Origin of the sequence: Photobacterium angustum (assembly GCF_003026365.1) — a bacterium.
GTDB classification, from domain to species: domain Bacteria; phylum Pseudomonadota; class Gammaproteobacteria; order Enterobacterales; family Vibrionaceae; genus Photobacterium; species Photobacterium angustum.
The window spans coordinates 95,343-112,800 of record NZ_PYOM01000011.1; the positions used below are offsets into that span (position 1 = coordinate 95,343).

Annotated in this window: 15 protein-coding genes; 4 read left to right on the plus strand and 11 right to left on the minus strand. The window is 40.0% G+C overall.

From position 1 onward, the window contains the following. The first annotated feature begins 102 nt into the window (after window positions 1-102). Window positions 103-729, plus strand: coding sequence for a DUF502 domain-containing protein (locus CTN01_RS12860; RefSeq protein ID WP_045128366.1), 627 nt, complete (start codon window positions 103-105; stop codon window positions 727-729). Between the two features lie 74 nt (window positions 730-803). Here the strand turns inward: CTN01_RS12860 and nhaR are convergent, their stop codons facing one another. The 3 genes from nhaR to nhaA all read right to left on the minus strand — a co-directional run bounded on the left by nhaR (window position 804) and on the right by nhaA (window position 3,223). Continuing rightward, window positions 804-1,691, minus strand: a complete 888-nt coding sequence (nhaR, locus tag CTN01_RS12865) for a transcriptional activator NhaR (protein WP_005369585.1) — start codon at window positions 1,689-1,691, stop codon at window positions 804-806. A 106-nt stretch (window positions 1,692-1,797) separates the two neighbouring features. Next, the gene (locus CTN01_RS12870) at window positions 1,798-2,052 is read right to left on the minus strand and encodes a hypothetical protein (protein ID WP_045149141.1); all 255 of its coding nucleotides are present in this window, start codon (window positions 2,050-2,052) and stop codon (window positions 1,798-1,800) included. 1 nt (window position 2,053) lies between these two features. Then, window positions 2,054-3,223 (minus strand): Na+/H+ antiporter NhaA, encoded by a 1,170-nt coding sequence (nhaA, locus tag CTN01_RS12875; RefSeq protein WP_045149139.1) that lies wholly within the window; start codon window positions 3,221-3,223, stop codon window positions 2,054-2,056. 519 nt (window positions 3,224-3,742) lie between these two features. On the opposite strand from nhaA, the gene CTN01_RS12880 reads away from it, so the two are divergent. Next, window positions 3,743-4,885, plus strand: coding sequence for a Na/Pi symporter (locus tag CTN01_RS12880; protein ID WP_005369590.1), 1,143 nt, complete (start codon window positions 3,743-3,745; stop codon window positions 4,883-4,885). A gap of 97 nt (window positions 4,886-4,982) precedes the next feature. On the opposite strand, the gene CTN01_RS12885 is transcribed toward CTN01_RS12880, so the two are convergent. From CTN01_RS12885 to rppH, 4 genes are all read right to left on the minus strand, one after another. Further along, complete coding sequence (locus tag CTN01_RS12885; protein ID WP_045130285.1) at window positions 4,983-5,834, minus strand: thymidylate synthase; 852 nt, start codon at window positions 5,832-5,834, stop codon at window positions 4,983-4,985. 89 nt (window positions 5,835-5,923) lie between these two features. After that, entirely contained in the window at window positions 5,924-6,727 is an 804-nt protein-coding gene (locus CTN01_RS12890) for a sulfite exporter TauE/SafE family protein (protein ID WP_045083737.1), read from the minus strand. A gap of 27 nt (window positions 6,728-6,754) precedes the next feature. Then, on the minus strand, window positions 6,755-9,001 hold the full coding sequence (gene ptsP, locus CTN01_RS12895) for a phosphoenolpyruvate--protein phosphotransferase (protein ID WP_107188456.1): 2,247 nt from the start codon (window positions 8,999-9,001) through the stop codon (window positions 6,755-6,757). A gap of 59 nt (window positions 9,002-9,060) precedes the next feature. After that, a complete protein-coding gene (gene rppH, locus CTN01_RS12900) occupies window positions 9,061-9,579 on the minus strand; it encodes an RNA pyrophosphohydrolase (protein WP_005369648.1) in 519 nt (172 codons plus the stop codon). 622 nt (window positions 9,580-10,201) lie between these two features. Here rppH and mutH point away from each other — a divergent pair. Continuing rightward, complete coding sequence (gene mutH, locus CTN01_RS12905) at window positions 10,202-10,882, plus strand: DNA mismatch repair endonuclease MutH (protein ID WP_045149138.1); 681 nt, start codon at window positions 10,202-10,204, stop codon at window positions 10,880-10,882. Window positions 10,883-10,908: 26 nt separating this feature from the next. Here mutH and CTN01_RS12910 read toward each other — a convergent pair whose 3' ends face one another. Beyond that, on the minus strand, window positions 10,909-11,211 hold the full coding sequence (locus CTN01_RS12910) for a DUF6482 family protein (protein WP_005369652.1): 303 nt from the start codon (window positions 11,209-11,211) through the stop codon (window positions 10,909-10,911). Between the two features lie 160 nt (window positions 11,212-11,371). On the opposite strand from CTN01_RS12910, the gene CTN01_RS12915 reads away from it, so the two are divergent. Further along, complete coding sequence (locus tag CTN01_RS12915; RefSeq protein WP_045149137.1) at window positions 11,372-12,406, plus strand: NADP(H)-dependent aldo-keto reductase; 1,035 nt, start codon at window positions 11,372-11,374, stop codon at window positions 12,404-12,406. 642 nt (window positions 12,407-13,048) lie between these two features. On the opposite strand, the gene CTN01_RS12925 is transcribed toward CTN01_RS12915, so the two are convergent. The 3 genes from CTN01_RS12925 to prfB all read right to left on the minus strand — a co-directional run bounded on the left by CTN01_RS12925 (window position 13,049) and on the right by prfB (window position 17,343). Next, entirely contained in the window at window positions 13,049-14,368 is a 1,320-nt protein-coding gene (locus tag CTN01_RS12925; RefSeq protein WP_045149136.1) for a sigma-54-dependent transcriptional regulator, read from the minus strand. Between the two features lie 338 nt (window positions 14,369-14,706). Then, on the minus strand, window positions 14,707-16,212 hold the full coding sequence (lysS, locus tag CTN01_RS12930) for a lysine--tRNA ligase (RefSeq protein ID WP_045128360.1): 1,506 nt from the start codon (window positions 16,210-16,212) through the stop codon (window positions 14,707-14,709). Between the two features lie 32 nt (window positions 16,213-16,244). Continuing rightward, window positions 16,245-17,343 (minus strand): peptide chain release factor 2 gene (prfB, locus tag CTN01_RS12935; RefSeq protein WP_105059510.1). Its coding sequence is split into 2 segments (ribosomal slippage): window positions 16,245-17,267 and window positions 17,269-17,343, totalling 1,098 coding nucleotides; the frame shifts between segments, so codons are not numbered across the junction. Window positions 17,344-17,458 lie beyond the last annotated feature (115 nt).

A 17,458-nucleotide genomic window follows, 5' to 3' on the forward strand; every position in this document is an offset into this window, starting at 1 on the left:
CGAGTCGGTTTTTTTATATCTGAAATTTATATTCCTCTGACTCTCTGCTGCCATCTTTGTGGCACACTGTCTTCTCATTCTTATCTTCATTAAGAGCAAAACATGAAAAAAACGTTGTTACGAGGTTTGCTCAACGTCCTACCTTTAGTCTTGAGCATATGGCTATTTTGGTCATTATTTGAGTCATTAGACAAAGTCGGTAACTTTTTATTTGGTTTATTCCATATCACCGAGTTATTCAAAGGCGCAGGATTTTTATTGATCCTGACTTTATTGTTTATTGCTGGCCTTCTTTTCTCTGTTAGCCCTATTGCTTGGCTGTATGATTTCATTATTCGCCAATTAATGCGTTTTCCGTTCTTTAAAACGGTATACAGCAGCATCAATGACATTGCATCACTCATGAGTAGCGATAATAAAAACAAAGGCCAACAAACGGTTTTAGTGCATCAAGCCAATGATAGTTATGTAATAGGTTTTATTATGTCTGATGACATGCCAGAACCGCTCGCTAATGCACTCCCAGAGGGAGATTGGGTTCCCGTATTGTTCCCACTGAGCTATCAAATTGCTGGAGTGACAACCTTAGTTAAGCGTGAAGACTTAACACTTGTTGATTGGTCTTTCGAAGAAGCGATGCGCTACAACCTAACAGCAGGGATCTCTACACCCAAGGGAAAGAGTGATAAAAACACAAAAGAAGAAACAGACATACTTTCTGATAGCTGATAAATAAGCCCCTCATAAGCGCGCTATCCATCAGCCTGCAACTTTAGTAGCCTCATAAATGGGTATGAGGCTACTTAAACAAATAACCGACTAAAATCCGCCTCACAGATACGTGTGACCGATGGGTGCATAATCATCCGCTCCGCAAAAATAACATAGTACTCTTCTGAAATATCATTCACTCGTTTTACCTCATGCACTTGGCACGATTCCTTTAACTCATCAGCATAGTTAGAGGGAGCAATAAACATAGATTGTTGATAAGACGAAAAGGCTTTCATTAGAGCTGAATCATCAAATTCACCTAAAATATTAGGCGTGATCCCTTGTTGATCAAACCATTGGTGCAGTTTTCTCCCCATCGCAGAGCGGCGGCTTGGTACTAATAATTTATAATCTTCAATACATGCAGGAAACGTCGATTCTGGTAGTTTATCTGAGCAGAAAAAGCTCATTCCAGATTCCCCTAATTTCTTACTGTATAAACCAGGGCTTTGAGTGGAATCAACGGGGCAATCAGAAAGGATCATATCAAGCTTATGCTGGGATAATTGTTCTAACAGCATCTCATGGGTTGATTCAAAACAGCTAAAATGAATTCGCTGATCATCAGGCATGCCTTCTAATAACACTTGGCTAACTAACCGTTTAGACAACGCATCAGCAACCCCTACTTCAAAAAGCTGATTATCTCGCTGGGTATAATTGATCCGGTCTAGCATTTGATAACTTAAATCAAACATTTTATCGGCATACTTAAACACCATTTGTCCTAATTCAGTTGGCTCAATCTGTCGCCCTACGCGTTTAGTTAATCGCCCTTTTAAACGATCTTCTAAAGCACGGATCTGCCCAGTAACTGTCTGTGGTGCCAGAAATAAAGCATCCGCTGCTTTGGTCACAGAGCCTTGTTTACACACCATCCAAAAATAATATAAGTGATTATAGTTTAAGTGAGACATACCATTACGAACCCATAAAAAAACCCCAACGACAAAGCTTACGCAGTGCCACTGGGGTCTTCAATCTTTATCTTATTATTTCTAATAAGCGCGTAATAGAAACCTATTAACTCGCAGGTTGACGATTAAATCGTTCAAGATTGCGATATAGCTCACCGCTTCGCTGCTCAAGTGCTCGATCTTGGAAAGATGGTTTAGAGGTGATTACTTTTTTTACCTCTTCTTTCCCATCATTTAAACCTTGCAGATAAGCCTGACAAACCTCAGTTCTGTTAGTCGTTGTACAATGTTGGTAGTTCATTGCTGCAACACTTGAGGTTGCGAAAGTTGAAAACAGTATAGCTAATAGGTATTTATACATATTACGCCTCTACTTTTTGTGCTTCCTTTGGAAGAGAACGACTCAGTAACACGTAACCCACAACTGCCGCTACTGTTGAGCCTAACAATATTCCTAATCGTGAGTATGTTGCAAAGCTTTCACCTGCCCCAACAAATGCTAATGATGAGATGAAAATCGACATCGTAAAGCCGATACCACACAGTACCGATACCGCAAAAATATGCTTAAAGTTAATATCATCAGGTAATTTCGCAAAACCACATTTCACAGCGATAATACATGCCGTAAAGATACCTAATGGTTTACCAATAAACAGACCTGCTGCGATACCTGCAGGTAACATTGATGACAAACTTTCTAAAGACACGCCATCTAATGAGATCCCTGCATTAGCGAAAGCAAAGATAGGTAGAATCAAGAAAGCAACATACGGGTGTAGTACATGCTCTAAATGCTTCAATGGTGAGTGTTTATCTGAACGACCATCTTTGCCCGTTAGTGGAATAGTAAAACCAAGGATAACACCAGCTAATGTAGCGTGAACGCCTGATTGCAATACACTAAACCACAAAATAGCACCGACAATTAAGTACCAAGAAAGCTTAGTAACATTCTTCGCATTCATGATGAACAAGGTCGCTGTAGCAACAAAAGCAACCGCAAGAGCAATCGTTGATAGATCAGAGCTATAGAACAGCGCGATAATGATAATCACACCTAAATCATCAATAATCGCAAGTGCAAGCAAGAACACTTTCAAGCTTACCGGTACACGATTACCCAGTAGTGCCATCACACCTAATGCAAATGCGATATCTGTCGCAGCAGGAATTGCCCAGCCTTTAATAGCCATTGGATCGTTATAGTTAAACGCAACATAAATTAATGCTGGTGCAACCATACCGCCCACTGCCGCAATAGCAGGGAAAATCGCTTTCTCTTTAGTATTTAGCGCTCCTTCAATTAGCTCACGCTTTACTTCTAAGCCAATAAGCAAAAAGAAAACAGCCATTAGACCATCATTGATCCAATGAGAAACAGATAAGCCAGCAACATAACTGTGCAATGTATCGGTATACACTGATGCTAGCGGTGAATTAGCAATGATCATCGCAATAAGCGCAGCAATAATCAGCACAATTCCACCAGCTGATTCTAATTTAAGAAACTTACGAATAGCATCGGTCATCGACCGTCACTCCTATAAAACAATATGAATTAATCAATTAAATGCAGTGTAAACGTCATTCTCAGCACTTGTGAAATCGTTTGTTTAGATGCAATAACTCGGAAATACCGAATAATTAGAGCTATAACAATATAATAACCGTGCTGTACTAACGAACGTTTGACATTAGCGCGCATTTCCCTGTCATGTGCTTCCCTATTAAATATAGGCAAACTGTCATAATTGACCGATTTTTACGACTTATCGTAAAAAAAGACAACCTTTCTATATACCACATTAAAAAAAAATCAAATTTCCTTTTTCATCAAAATTCTCTTAATAATCCATATATAACAGATAGTTAATTATATAAAAACAAAAATAAAATAGTGTCAGTTAATCGCTTGCTATCACAAAAAAGCGACAAATCATGTTTGTGACAATCAGTGTAATATTTCTGAAATAAAAGCAATCTACTATCCACACAGATTTCAACAAAATGACACCAAAACGACATACTATTGTCATGGAGAAATGATTATGACTACCCAAGCCACTACTGCTGTATCTAAGTTCAGCTCTATGCGTTGGGTCCGCTGGGCCAATCTAGCGTTCATGCTTTATCTTTTACTTGTTGCTGTATCTATGATCAGCAGCGGTTTTAAATGGTCTGTTGGCGAACAAGCTAAAACCTTATTCGAATTTGCCTCTCACCCTGTAGCAGGGCTTATGATTGGTTTAATCGCAACAGCATTAATTCAGTCTTCAAGTACGGTAACGTCAATCATTGTTGGTCTTGTTGCCGGTGGCTTGCCTGTTGAAACAGCAATCCCAATGGTAATGGGTGCAAATATTGGTACTACACTAACCAATACGTTAGTGAGCTTAGGGCATGCGCGTTGTAAGGATGAATTCCGTCGTGCTTTTGCCAGTGCAACCGTCCATGATTTCTTCAACCTACTAGCTGTAGCAATTTTCTTGCCGCTAGAGATGATGTTTGGTCTGCTAGATAAAATGTCTAGTTGGTTAGTGTCTCCATTCTTAAGTGCGGGTGATATGAGCATGAAGGGAATGGACTTTATGAAGCCATTAACTAAACCTGCAGTAGAGCTAGTAAAAGGTCCTCTAGAAGCATTTGGTTCTATGGGTGGTGTCGCGCTTAGCTTCATCGGTATCGCATTAATCTTCTTCGCGATTACGGTTATGGGTAAGCTAATGCGTAGCCTAATGGTTGGTCGTGCTCGTGATATTCTAAAAAGTGCAATTGGTCGTGGTCCACTGCATGGCATTGCGTCAGGTACAGCAGTAACGATTTTAGTACAATCATCATCAACAACAACAAGCTTGATGGTACCGCTAGTAGGTACAGGTGTATTAAAAGTACGTGATGTATACCCATTCACGCTTGGTGCAAACATCGGTACATGTATCACTGCACTATTAGCAGCAACAGCAGTATCAGGTGATAACGCAGTATTTGCATTACAGATTGCACTGGTACACTTATGTTTCAATGTAATGGCAACAGTACTGATTTACGGTATTCCATTCTTACGTGAAATTCCGTTGAAGTGCGCATTCTTCTTAAGTGACTTAGCAACTAAGAACAAAGTAGCAGTCGCAGGTTACCTTGGCTTAGTATTCATCGCTATCCCAGGTGCAATTTTAGCATTAACTGCTTAATTAATACCGCGCTACGAAAAAGCCCAGCTTATGCTGGGCTTTTTTATTTCTTACCATTCTGATTACATTTACTTTTTAGTATATGTTATTGATGAATCTAAACAGAAAATGGGTATTGAATCGCATCATGATGCTCATAACCCACCACTTCAAAATCATCTAACGTTACCCATGTTTCTAAATCTTCTAATGACTTGATCTTCGGGTTGATTTTAAGTTGTGGTGAAGCAAATGGAGTACGCTTTAATTGTACATCACGCATAAGCTCTAACTGATCTTCATAGATATGTGCGTTGATAATTTTGTGGTAAGCCTGACCCGCTTTATGACCTGTTATTTGCGCCATTAGTGCTAGTAAGGTGAATACTTGTACTTGGTTGAAGTTTAACCCTAACGGTACATCACATGAGCGTTGATAGCTCGTTAAATATAACGTATCACCCAGTAGTGAAAATGTATGTGTATGCATGCAAGGACGCAGACACCCCATATCAAACTCACCTGGGTTATAAAACGTTAATATTTCACCGCGATCATCAATACCTTTGGTTAAATCATCGACAATCTTCTTTAATTGATCAATTGGCGTACCGTCTGATTTTTGCCAACGACGACCTTGAACACCATAAACACGTCCCATGTCATCTTCACCTTTACGATGAGGATTGTTCAGCCATGCTTGGTTATCATTGGCGTTAGCATTCCATGTGTTACAGCCAATCGCACGAAATTGCGCTGCATTATCATAGCCACGTAAGTAACCGAGAAGCTCTGCTATTGCCGCTTTCCAGAAACTTTTACGAGTAGTGATCAACGGAAACTGATTATTAGCAACATCATAAGTCAGATCAGCATTGATAACCGTTAAACAACGCTTACCTGTACGTTCATTTTCAATCCATACACCGTCATCAACGATGCGTTGGCATAAGGCTAAATATTGTTTCATAGTCCTACTCGTAAATTGAATACGCCCAGCAAAAGCTAGGCGCGAAAATTAGTAATTGTTATTCTATCAGAAGCCTGTTGGCCCTGCTGTTAACTTAAAAACATTTTTATACTGATCACTAACAATAACACCGCAAATAGCTTTTTCAGTGTCGGGGTCGGTAGTCGACTCACCAACGCCGCGCCGTAACGAGTTGCGATCATTGATGTTGCTGCAATACCAAATAAAGCAGGTAAATATACATAACCCGCACTAAACGCTGGTAACGATTCACTGCCAACACCTGCGTAAATAAACCCAATCATTCCAGAAACAGCAATTAAGAAACCAACGAGCGAAGCGGTACCGATAGCACGTCGCATCTCAATACCATAATAACTTAAATACGGTACGGTTAATGATCCTCCCCCAATGCCAGCGAGACTTGAAATCAAACCAATGATGCCACCACTTGATACACATGCTAGTGAGTTTGGCAAAGGCTTATTATTTATCACTTTCATTGAGAGCAACATCTGAATTGCTAGGCATAATACGATGACAGCAAAAATTTTAGGTAAATAATGTGAAGGGATGATCTCAGCAACAACACTTCCCCCCAATCCACCAGCAATGATCCCTGGGGCTAATGTTTTTACTACTGAAAAATCAATATTTCCAAGTTTAAAGTGGTTACGAGCTGAGGCCATTGACGTCATAACAATACTGGCAAGTGAGGTCGCTAACGCAATATGCATCACAAGATGCGATGCAATTCCAGCTTTCGGTAATAACCAAACTAGAGCAGGTACAACCAATAAGCCTCCGCCGATGCCTAATAAACCAGCCAATAGGCCGACGACAGACCCCAATAGCAAACACATGCTAAATAGCCAAAGTGTTGTTTCATACATAATACGTAACCAATATAAAAAAGTGTTCTACTTACCCGCGCGGATAAATCCACCTAAACCATGCTGCTCGACAAACAACGTTGTTCTATCCCTTACTTCACAAGATAAATGTACCGCGAGAACATCATCCGCCAATTGCGCCATATCAAGTGCTGAGACATGACGTAATATATATTTTATTTTGGCTACATTACGGGTATTCATACTCAATGATCGATACCCCATTCCGACTAATAAAATTGCACCAACCGGATCTCCAGCTAACTCACCACAAACACACACTGGAATTTGGTAACGCTCTGCACTATCGATAATATGTTTTAACGCATTTAAAACAGCAGGATGAAGCGCATCATAAACATTGGCGACACGAGAGTTATTACGATCAACGGCAAGCAAATATTGAGTTAAATCATTACTACCGACTGAAATAAAATCAACTTTATCGGCTAACGTATGGAGCTGATAAAGCATTGACGGTACTTCAATCATGATACCTAAACGTGGTTTTCTTAACTCACCATCATATTGAGCAGCCACTTCCTGATAGGCGCGCTCAATTAATATTTTGGCTTCATCAAGTTCTGCTATCCCGGAGATCATCGGAAGCAATATATCCATATTATTCAGGCCGATACTGGCACGTAACATCGCTCTGACTTGAATTAAAAAAATCTCGGGATGATCTAAGGTAAAACGGATCCCACGCCAACCTAAAAAAGGATTATCTTCCTCTATCGTTAAATACGGTAACGGTTTATCGCCTCCAATATCGAGCGTTCGCATCACAACGGTTTGGTCGGGATAGGTCTGTAAAATAGAACGATATTGATTAATTTGTTCATCTTCTGAAGGAAAACTACGTTGCAGTAAAAAAGGCACTTCGGTGCGATATAAGCCAACCCCGTCAACCCCTTTATTAACCGCAATACTGGTATCAGCACTTAAACCTGCATTTAAGTGGACCATGATCCGTTGATTATCTTTGGTATAGGCTTCTTTATCTAAATCACCTTCAACCGTTTTGGCTAGCTCTTGCTCTTCCCGCAATAAACGGCGATATTCAATTAATACATGACGATTAGGGTTAACAAGAAAATCACCACGGTAACCATCAACAATAACTAAATTGTTATGTACCATATGAGGAACAAAGTCGACCCCCATAATAGCAGGGATACCGAGTGCTCTAGACAAAATAGCAGCGTGTGAGTTGGCGGCCCCCTCTTGAGCAACAACCGCTGCTAACTTTCCTAAAGGAACTGTTGCAAGCATCGCTGCTGTTAACTCTCGGGTTAATAACACCACAGGTTCATCCCACTGCAACTCATCGACTTCTTCATCACGTAAAAAGAACAATAAGCGCTGGCCTAACTCGCGAATATCTTGTGCACGCTCTTTGAGATATTGATCTTTCATATTCGCAAAACGAGCGGAATAGGATTCAACCACTTGACGCACAGCCCATTCAGCCTGATCACCACAAGCAATACGGGCTTTCAGATCTTTGCGCAGCATAGGATCATTGAGTAAATGGCTGAATAAATCAAAAATGGCGAGGGTTTCTTTTTGCAGTTCACTATCAAAACGTTTACGTAAACGTCGAAACTCTGTACTGGCCGCTTCTATCGCGATAGTTAAACGTTCTTGCTCAAAATTAACATCAAGACAAGACGTGGGAGCAACGTGTTCTAATAGTGGTTGGGTATCGTCCCACCATGCTTTAGCAACAGCAACACCAGCAGAAGCAGCTGATCCAGTAAGGTGCAATTTATTACCTTGATCAAACCACATTCCTTGTGCTTTCGCGTGAGCTAAAATACCTGATAATTGAGCAGCAAGGGTAACTAAGAAAGATTCTTCACTTTCATTAAATTCCCGCTTTTCTCGTTGCTGTACAACAAGGACACCAAGTACTTGGCGCTGATGAATGATAGGCGTGCCAAAGAACGATCGAAAGGATTCTTCTCCGATCCCTGGGAGATGTTTAAAATGAGGGTGTACACGAGCATCAGCAACATTAACGAGCTCAGCACTACGCCCCACAAGACCAACTAGACCTTGGTTAAAGCGTAAACTTACACGCCGCTGTGATTTATGCAGCCCTTGCGTTGCCATCAATGTATAAAGCTGACGCTCATGATTAGCAATATAGACCGAACAACAATCTGTTTTCATTGCCTGACAAGTGCTCATCACTAATTGATCTAGCGCTTCTATCAAGGTCTGGGCGCTGACAACCTTGTCAACTATCTCTCTAAGCTGTGTCAGCATAACGAGCCTTATTATCCTTCTATATTGCCAATAACCTCTATATTACCGTATTACCTTATTTACTTTTTATTATTACGCTTGAATTTTCGCTCTTTCCATTCTTTAAAAGGCATGGCTACAGGTGCAAATTCTTTAAGTGCGCGACGGTAAACATCACGCTTAAACGAAACGACCTGTCGAACTGGATACCAATAACTTACCCATCGCCACCCATCAAATTCAGGAGTAGCACCTCGCTGCATATTGACCTTGGACTCATCGCACTCCAAGCTCAACAAAAACCATTTCTGTTTCTGCCCGATACAAACAGGTTTCGAATCCCACCGCACTAAACGTTTAGGTAATTTATAACGAAGCCAATGACGGCTTGACGCAATTATCCTGACATCTTTTTTGGTTAATCCTACTTCTTCGTACAATTCACGGAACATGGCTTGCTCTGGTGTTTCACCATCATCAATACCACCTTGCGGAAACTGCCAAGAATGTTGTCCATATCGTCGAGCCCAAAATACCTGGCCATGGCTATTGCAGATAACGATCCCTACATTAGGGCGGTATCCATCGCCATCAATCACTGGACGACCTCAAGTATAAATATCTATTAATAGTGATTTTTTCATAGTAGAGGTGATCGGTAAACAAAGATTCGATCAGATCGTGATATTTTCCTAACTAAACCTCAAATTTGGGATAACTCCTCTCCACACTAGAGGTTATAAACATCTAAATGAGACATCCCCCACATTTATTCACTCTTTCTGTGGATAGATTTGTGCAGAAAATAAAAAAACCTCGATTTTATATATAATTATCATTTAATGAATAGCAATAAAACACCAAAAATTAAAATTTAAAAAACTTAAAAATCAAGACTTTAACAGAATTTAAGATTCATAATAAATTTAAATAAATAGAATATTCACATCTCAAAAAAACGATCGGTTAAAGATCAATCAATTTTGGTTTTATCCACACCATACAAAAAAAAGGATCGAGCATAAGATAACCAAGGTGAATAAAACAGCAACTTAAGCCTGTCTATTTAAACAGTTCACATCAAAAAAAATATTTCATAAAAATATTCTGTGGATATCTTTTTAAATGATCCTTTTCTCTATATTTACCCACTCAAACAGGAAAAAGCTATGTTATGATCTTTACTCTTCTTATTTTAGATCATGATCATCACCTAGCACTATGCCAAAACCTGAGCAACCATCGGCCCCCCTCACTGAACAAGAACTACTCAATCGTGCCCAACAACTAGCAGGATTAACGCTTGGAGAATTAGCCGATCTTGCTGGCATTATTCCACCAGCAGATCTAAAAAGAGACAAAGGATGGGTTGGGCAATTGTTGGAATGGCATTTAGGTGCAACAGCGGGAAGTAAACCCGTTCCTGACTTTATCGATCTTGGTATTGAGCTTAAAACAATCCCTATTGGCTATAATGGTAAACCATTAGAAACCACATTTGTCTGTGTCGCCCCTTTAATTGGGGTACAAGGATTACGATGGGAAACGAGCCATATTCGTCATAAGCTCTCACGGGTATTATGGATCCCAGTCGAAGGTGAACGTGATATTCCCATAGCTGAACGCCATGTTGGATCACCGTTAATATGGAGTCCATCGATAGACGAAGATGCGCAGTTAAAACAAGACTGGGAAGAATTGATGGATATGATCGTACTCGGCCAAGTCGAGCACATCACAGCACGCCATGGCGAGGTACTGCAATTACGACCAAAAGCGGCAAATAGTAAAGTACTCACAGAAGCTTACGGCGAAAATGGACAGCCTATCAAAACATTACCTCGTGGTTTTTATTTAAAAACACACTTCACCGCAGAAATTTTAGCTCGATACTTTATTTAAGCTATGTGCTGCGTTACAGCACTGGACTAAAAATACAGTACCATATCTTCTTCACAAGCAGCCGTGATCCCTTCTGGTAAGAATTCATCATAGGGATCAGTTAAACGTAACGTCATATTACTTATCCCAATAGATTTCAGTAATACTTGCGCCTGCTCAATCGTCTTAAAATGCAGTAAATTATCTTGCTCATCTTTAAGGGGGTGTAACTGATGCTTATATTCAATTTCCATCAGATAATCAGAATACCCCGCATAACAGGTTAGTACACAATGTGGGATTTTATCTGGCGACGCTTTAAGCCATGGCTTTAATTGAGATAGCTTCATTGTTTATCCACACTAAAAAAAGATCTAATATTAACTATGTGTCAGTTTTCTCCTTCTATCAAGTTCGTAATATAATATTCATTTTATATTTAATTGCACTTCTCAGTCCAAATGCTTCAAGCTATAGTCAAATAAAAGACATTAATGGCATGGACAGCGAATGAAATACCATACGATCCCGCATTCTAATTTAGAGATCAGTAAGATCTGCCTCGGTACCATGACATTTGGTGAACAAAATAATGAGGATGAAGCCCATAGCCAATTAGATCTGGCTTTCGAGCACGGTATTAATTTTATTGATACCGCTGAAATGTATCCCGTTCCACCGAATGCTAGTACCCAAGGCTTAACAGAAAGTTATATTGGTAATTGGCTAGAAAAAACGCAATTACGAGATAGAGTTGTTATTGCAACCAAAGTGGCAGGCCCACGCAATGTTCCCTATATTCGTGACAATATGTCGCTTAATCGACGTCATATTCATGATGCAGTGAATGATAGTTTAATACGGTTAAAAACCGATTATATCGATCTCTACCAGCTGCACTGGCCTCAACGACAAACCAATTGTTTTGGTAAGTTAAACTACCATTATGAAGAAGATCATTCTGGTGTTACGTTAATTGAAACACTAGAGGCATTAAGTGAGTTAGTCACAGCAGGAAAAATTAGATATATCGGCGTTTCCAATGAAACCCCTTGGGGAGTTATGTCTTACCTGCAACTCGCAGAAAAACACAATCTACCAAGAATCGTATCTATTCAAAATCCCTACAATTTACTTAACCGTAGTTTTGAAGTGGGACTTTCTGAAATTAGCCATCATGAAGGTGTAGAGCTACTCGCCTATTCCCCATTAGCTTTTGGCGCATTAAGCGGTAAATACTTAAATAATGCCAAGCCTAAAGGGGCGCGATGCACTGAGTTTCCTCGCTTTTCACGCTATTTTAATCAGCAAGGTATTCAAGCTACACAAGCTTATATTGATGTCGCTAATAAGCACGGACTTGATCCCGCCCAAATGGCACTCGCGTTTGTTAACCAACGTCCTTTTGTTGCGGCAAATATCATAGGTGCCACTACACTGGAGCAACTAGAAAACAATATAAACAGTATTGATCTCATGCTTTCTGAAGAAGTCATGACAGATTTAGAGCAAGTTGGTATTCAATACTCAAACCCTTGCCCTTAGGTTTTGAATATCACGTAAAGGTTGGCCAGCAAGTAAAGATACTTGCTGGCCTTACTCCTTACGTGTTGTGTCTAAATCTTAATGTTCGTCTAAGATGACGAACTTTACGCTCGGCATGAACAAGATGACTCAATGCAATACGTCCATCACTCTCAACACCCACATCACGCAGTAAGTGAGGAGAAAAAACAGGTAAATAGACACTAACTCGACGTTGCTGATGTCGCCATAACGCCTCTTCTCGTTTAACATCTTGTTGGATTTAAAAAATAGCAAATCGGATATACACAGACTGGCGCATAATGACATTCTCCTTGGTTTTAAATTAAGATTCGCACTCTAACCATGTCATTCTTCTTTGCTAAAGAGTCCGACATTTTCAAATCGGTAAGATATGCTTAAAACCAATATTAACTAATCGTTAACACATAACAAGTAAATTTACGCCATCACTGTAACTACATGTTTTTATGCTATAAGATTCTATTTTTATTCGCTATAGACTAATTTAAAACCAACATTTTCATTAAATATCAGCATAAACGTTTATATAATATTGGTAGAGAGAATGATATTTAGCTCTAAAACAAAAACAGCCACCTTTCGGTCGCTGTTGTATTAATCAATAAAAGCTAAATGATATTAACCTTGGCGGAAACAACGAGGAGGTGGGATCAAGTCATGCTTATTCAGTAATCGATACATAGTGGCGCGAGATACACCTAGCTCTCTCGCTGCTGCTGATATTTGACCTTTATTATTTTCTAATACGGTTAATAGCGCCGTTCGTTCCGATTCTTCACGAATTTTCTTTAAACTTTGCTTATCTTCAGTAACCCGGGGAATATCTAAATGATCCGCTTCTATACACTTAGTTTCAACCAGTAATACTGAACGCTTGATTTGACTAATTAATTCACGGACATTGCCAGGCCATTGATATTGAAGCAACATCGCTTTAGCTTGTTCAGAAAACGTTTTAGCAACACTATTATATTGCCTTGCATATTTTAAGAGTAAAAACTCTGCTAGTAATACAATATCACCGCCTCTTTCACGTAAAGCAGGCACCGTTAGTGACACTACATTTAATCTAAAATACAAATCTCGAGTTAATGTATCTAACTCTGATAGATCTTCAAAGTTATGGCTACTGGTGGCTATAAAACGGATATCTAACGTTAAAATACTGCCATCAGGATGATAATAGACACCATCACTGAGTATTTTCAGTACTTCTTTTTTTCGATCATCTGCAAGTAAAGTAAACTCATTAAGTACTAACACACCGTTATTGGCATAATCGAGATAAGAATTTTGTCCAACCTCATTTATCCACCCGGCTTGTAAATTTTCACAATTAACACGTACTAGCGGCTTTTTGGCTCGAACCGAAGCTTGATGTAATGCTTCTGCTACTACTAATTTTCCAGTCCCAATTTCACCATTGATTAAAACAGGTACGTCACTTAATGCAACACGCTTAACTTGATCACGAAGTTTCTTCATCACCGGCGTATTACCTTGCAAACCTTGTTGCCCAAACTGGCCTAACTGAGGCCAAACTTGACGCTCTAATGCTAGCATTCCACTTTGGTGACCAATAGTTTGTTTTAGTCGCTCACAAGGAACAGGAGTAGAAAAATAATCTAAGCAAAAATTCACAATAAATTGGCTTATTGCTTCATTATTTAATTGTTCATCACGCACAATCGCTATCCAGCGTACTTGCTTATTACGATTCACAAGTGCAGCTAAGCTATGCAAACTGAAATCATCATTACTTAGATCAACAACACCTACACAGGGGCCCATTTCTAACAATAAAGATTCTGCTGCGCGTAAATCATAACAACGGTGACATGACCATCCAGCCGCCTCCATTGATGGAAGCCACTTTTGATTCACTCCGCCAAAGACAACAATTGAATTCGCTGCCCCGATCTTATTTCGTTTATCCATCCCTAATCGCCCTTGATAACGTTATTACGTAGCACGACTGTTGTTGTAATGTGTATTAATAGTAACCGCACCAAATACTTAACAATACTATATGCACGCCACACCAGTGCGCAACATGTTTACTATCAAATTCAAAGTATGCATCTATTTTTTATCTTTAAAGTTACATTTTGTCGAAATACATCACAATCTTAATGAATTATTCTAAAAATCACATTCACTTTTAATGCAACAAATTAAAAAATAGCACCATTAAATGTAAGTAAACTGTTAATCAAGTTTGTTTTTAGCAAAAAAAACCACCGCTAAACGGTGGTTTTTTATATCAAAGCATAGAATTAGTTGCTTTGAGGACGCATTGCAGGGAATAGGATCACGTCACGGATAGTGTGTGTATTGGTAAATAACATCACTAGGCGATCGATACCAATACCTTGACCTGCTGTTGGTGGTAAGCCGTGCTCTAGCGCAGTAATGTAATCTGCATCGTAGTACATTGCTTCATCATCACCCGCATCTTTAGCATCAACCTGCGCTTTAAAGCGTTGGTCTTGATCTTGTGCATCATTAAGCTCAGAGAAACCATTCGCCACTTCACGACCACCGATGAAGAATTCAAAACGGTCAGTAATGAATGGGTTTTCATCATTACGACGAGCAAGTGGAGAAATATCTGCTGGGTACTCAGTAATGAAAGTTGGTTGCATTAGTTGAGGTTCAGCAGTTTCACCGAAGATCTCTTCTAGCAGCTGACCACAAGTCCAGAAATCTTCAACATCAACGTGTACAGATTTAGCAATCTTCACCATTAGCTCACGATCAGCAACTCCTTCATAAGTTAATGCTTGGATCTCTGCGTGCTCAGGGTTGTACTGTTTGATAGCATCTAGCATGCTCATACGTGTGTATGGACCTGCAAATTCAACTTCAAACTCACCGTATGGCATTTTAGAAGAACCAAGAACGTCAATCGCGATGCTACTTAGCATTTCTTCTGTCAGATCCATCAGATCGTTGTAATCTGCGTACGCCATGTAGAATTCCATCATAGTGAATTCAGGGTTATGACGAGGAGATAGACCTTCGTTACGGAAGTTACGGTTGATTTCGAATACACGCTCAAAACCACCAACCACTAGACGCTTAAGGTAAAGCTCTGGGGCAACGCGTAGGTACATATCGATATCTAGTGCGTTATGGTGTGTGATAAATGGACGTGCTGTTGCACCACCAGGGATCACATGCATCATTGGTGTTTCAACTTCCATGAAGCCTTTCGTTACCATGAAGCTACGAATCGCAGATACCACTTTTGAACGAACCACAAATGCATGACGTGAATCGTCGTTAACAATAAGATCAACGTAACGCTGACGGTAACGCATTTCTTGGTCAGTTAAGCCATGGAATTTTTCAGGTAAAGGACGCAGTGCTTTTGTAAGCAGCTCGTACTCATCCATATTCACGTAAAGATCACCTTTACCTGACTTATGAAGGGCACCTTTAATACCGATAATGTCACCGATATCTAAGCCTGAATACTTCTCTTTTAGCTCTTTCTGCACATCTTTTGATGCGTAAGCTTGAATACGACCAGATACATCTTGAATAGCTAAGAAAGGACCACGCTTAGCCATAATACGACCCGCGATTGCAAATACATGACCCGCATCTTCAAGCTCTTCTTTGGTCATTTCGCCGTATTTTGCATTTAGATCTGCCGCTAAGCTATCGCGACGGAAATCATTGGGGTGGCCATTTGCTTTGCAGTTCTCGCGGATCATATCTAATTTAGCGCGACGCTCAGCAATCAGCTTATTCTCATCTTGTAATTGATCAGTCATGGGGTAACCCTTAAATTTTTACCGGAATTCGGTTAAAGACCTGATTTCAGGCTTGCTTCTATAAAACGGTCTAAATCACCGTCCAGTACTGCTTGGGTGTTACGATTTTCCACCCCAGTACGTAAATCTTTAATGCGGGAGTCATCTAATACGTATGAACGAATTTGACTACCCCAACCAATGTCGGATTTGGTATCTTCACTGGCTTGCTTTTCAGCATTTTGCTTCTGCATTTCATATTCAAACAATTTCGCTTTTAACTGCTTCATTGCCTGATCTTTGTTTTTATGCTGAGAGCGATCGTTCTGACACTGCACCACAATGTTAGTTGGAAGGTGGGTAATACGTACCGCAGATTCCGTGGTGTTAACGTGCTGACCACCCGCGCCTGATGCACGGTATACGTCAATACGTAAATCTGATGGGTTAATATCAATCACGATATTGTCATCAATTTCAGGATAAACGAATGCTGAAGCAAAAGAAGTATGACGACGACCACCTGAATCAAATGGCGACTTACGCACTAAACGGTGAACGCCTGTTTCAGTACGTAACCAGCCATAAGCATACTCTCCGCTGATTCGAACGGTAACCGATTTCAGACCAGCAACATCACCATCAGAGATTTCAATGATTTCGGTTTTAAAACCTTTGGCATCAGCCCAACGCAAATACATGCGTAGCATCATTGAAGTCCAATCTTGTGCTTCTGTACCACCAGATCCTGCCTGAAGGTCAAGGTAACAATCAGAAGCATCGTGATCGCCTGCAAACATACGACGAAACTCTAACTTAGCTAACTTAGCTTCAAGCTCAGCTAACTCAGGTTCAATCTCATCAAATGTTTCTTGATCGTTTTCTTCCACCGCCAGCTCTAATAAACCTTCAACGTCTTCAACGCCTTGATCTAGTAGGTCAATGGTTTCAACTACAGCTTCCAGTGATGCACGCTCTTTACCTAACGCTTGCGCTCGATCAGGTTCATTCCATACATCTGGTTGCTCTAATTCTGCGTTTACCTCTTCTAGACGCTCTTTCTTAGCATCGTAGTCAAAGGTACCCCCTAAGGGTATCAGTACGTGCTGACACATCCTCAAGTCGGTTTTTAATAGGATTAATCTCGAACATTGCCACTCTTCATTGTCGAAATGGACATAACCGAAAGATTCTATCGAATTGTAGATAGAATATACAGAGGGAGAGAAAGGTTATAAGAAAATTAATAATAAAATGGCGAGATTCT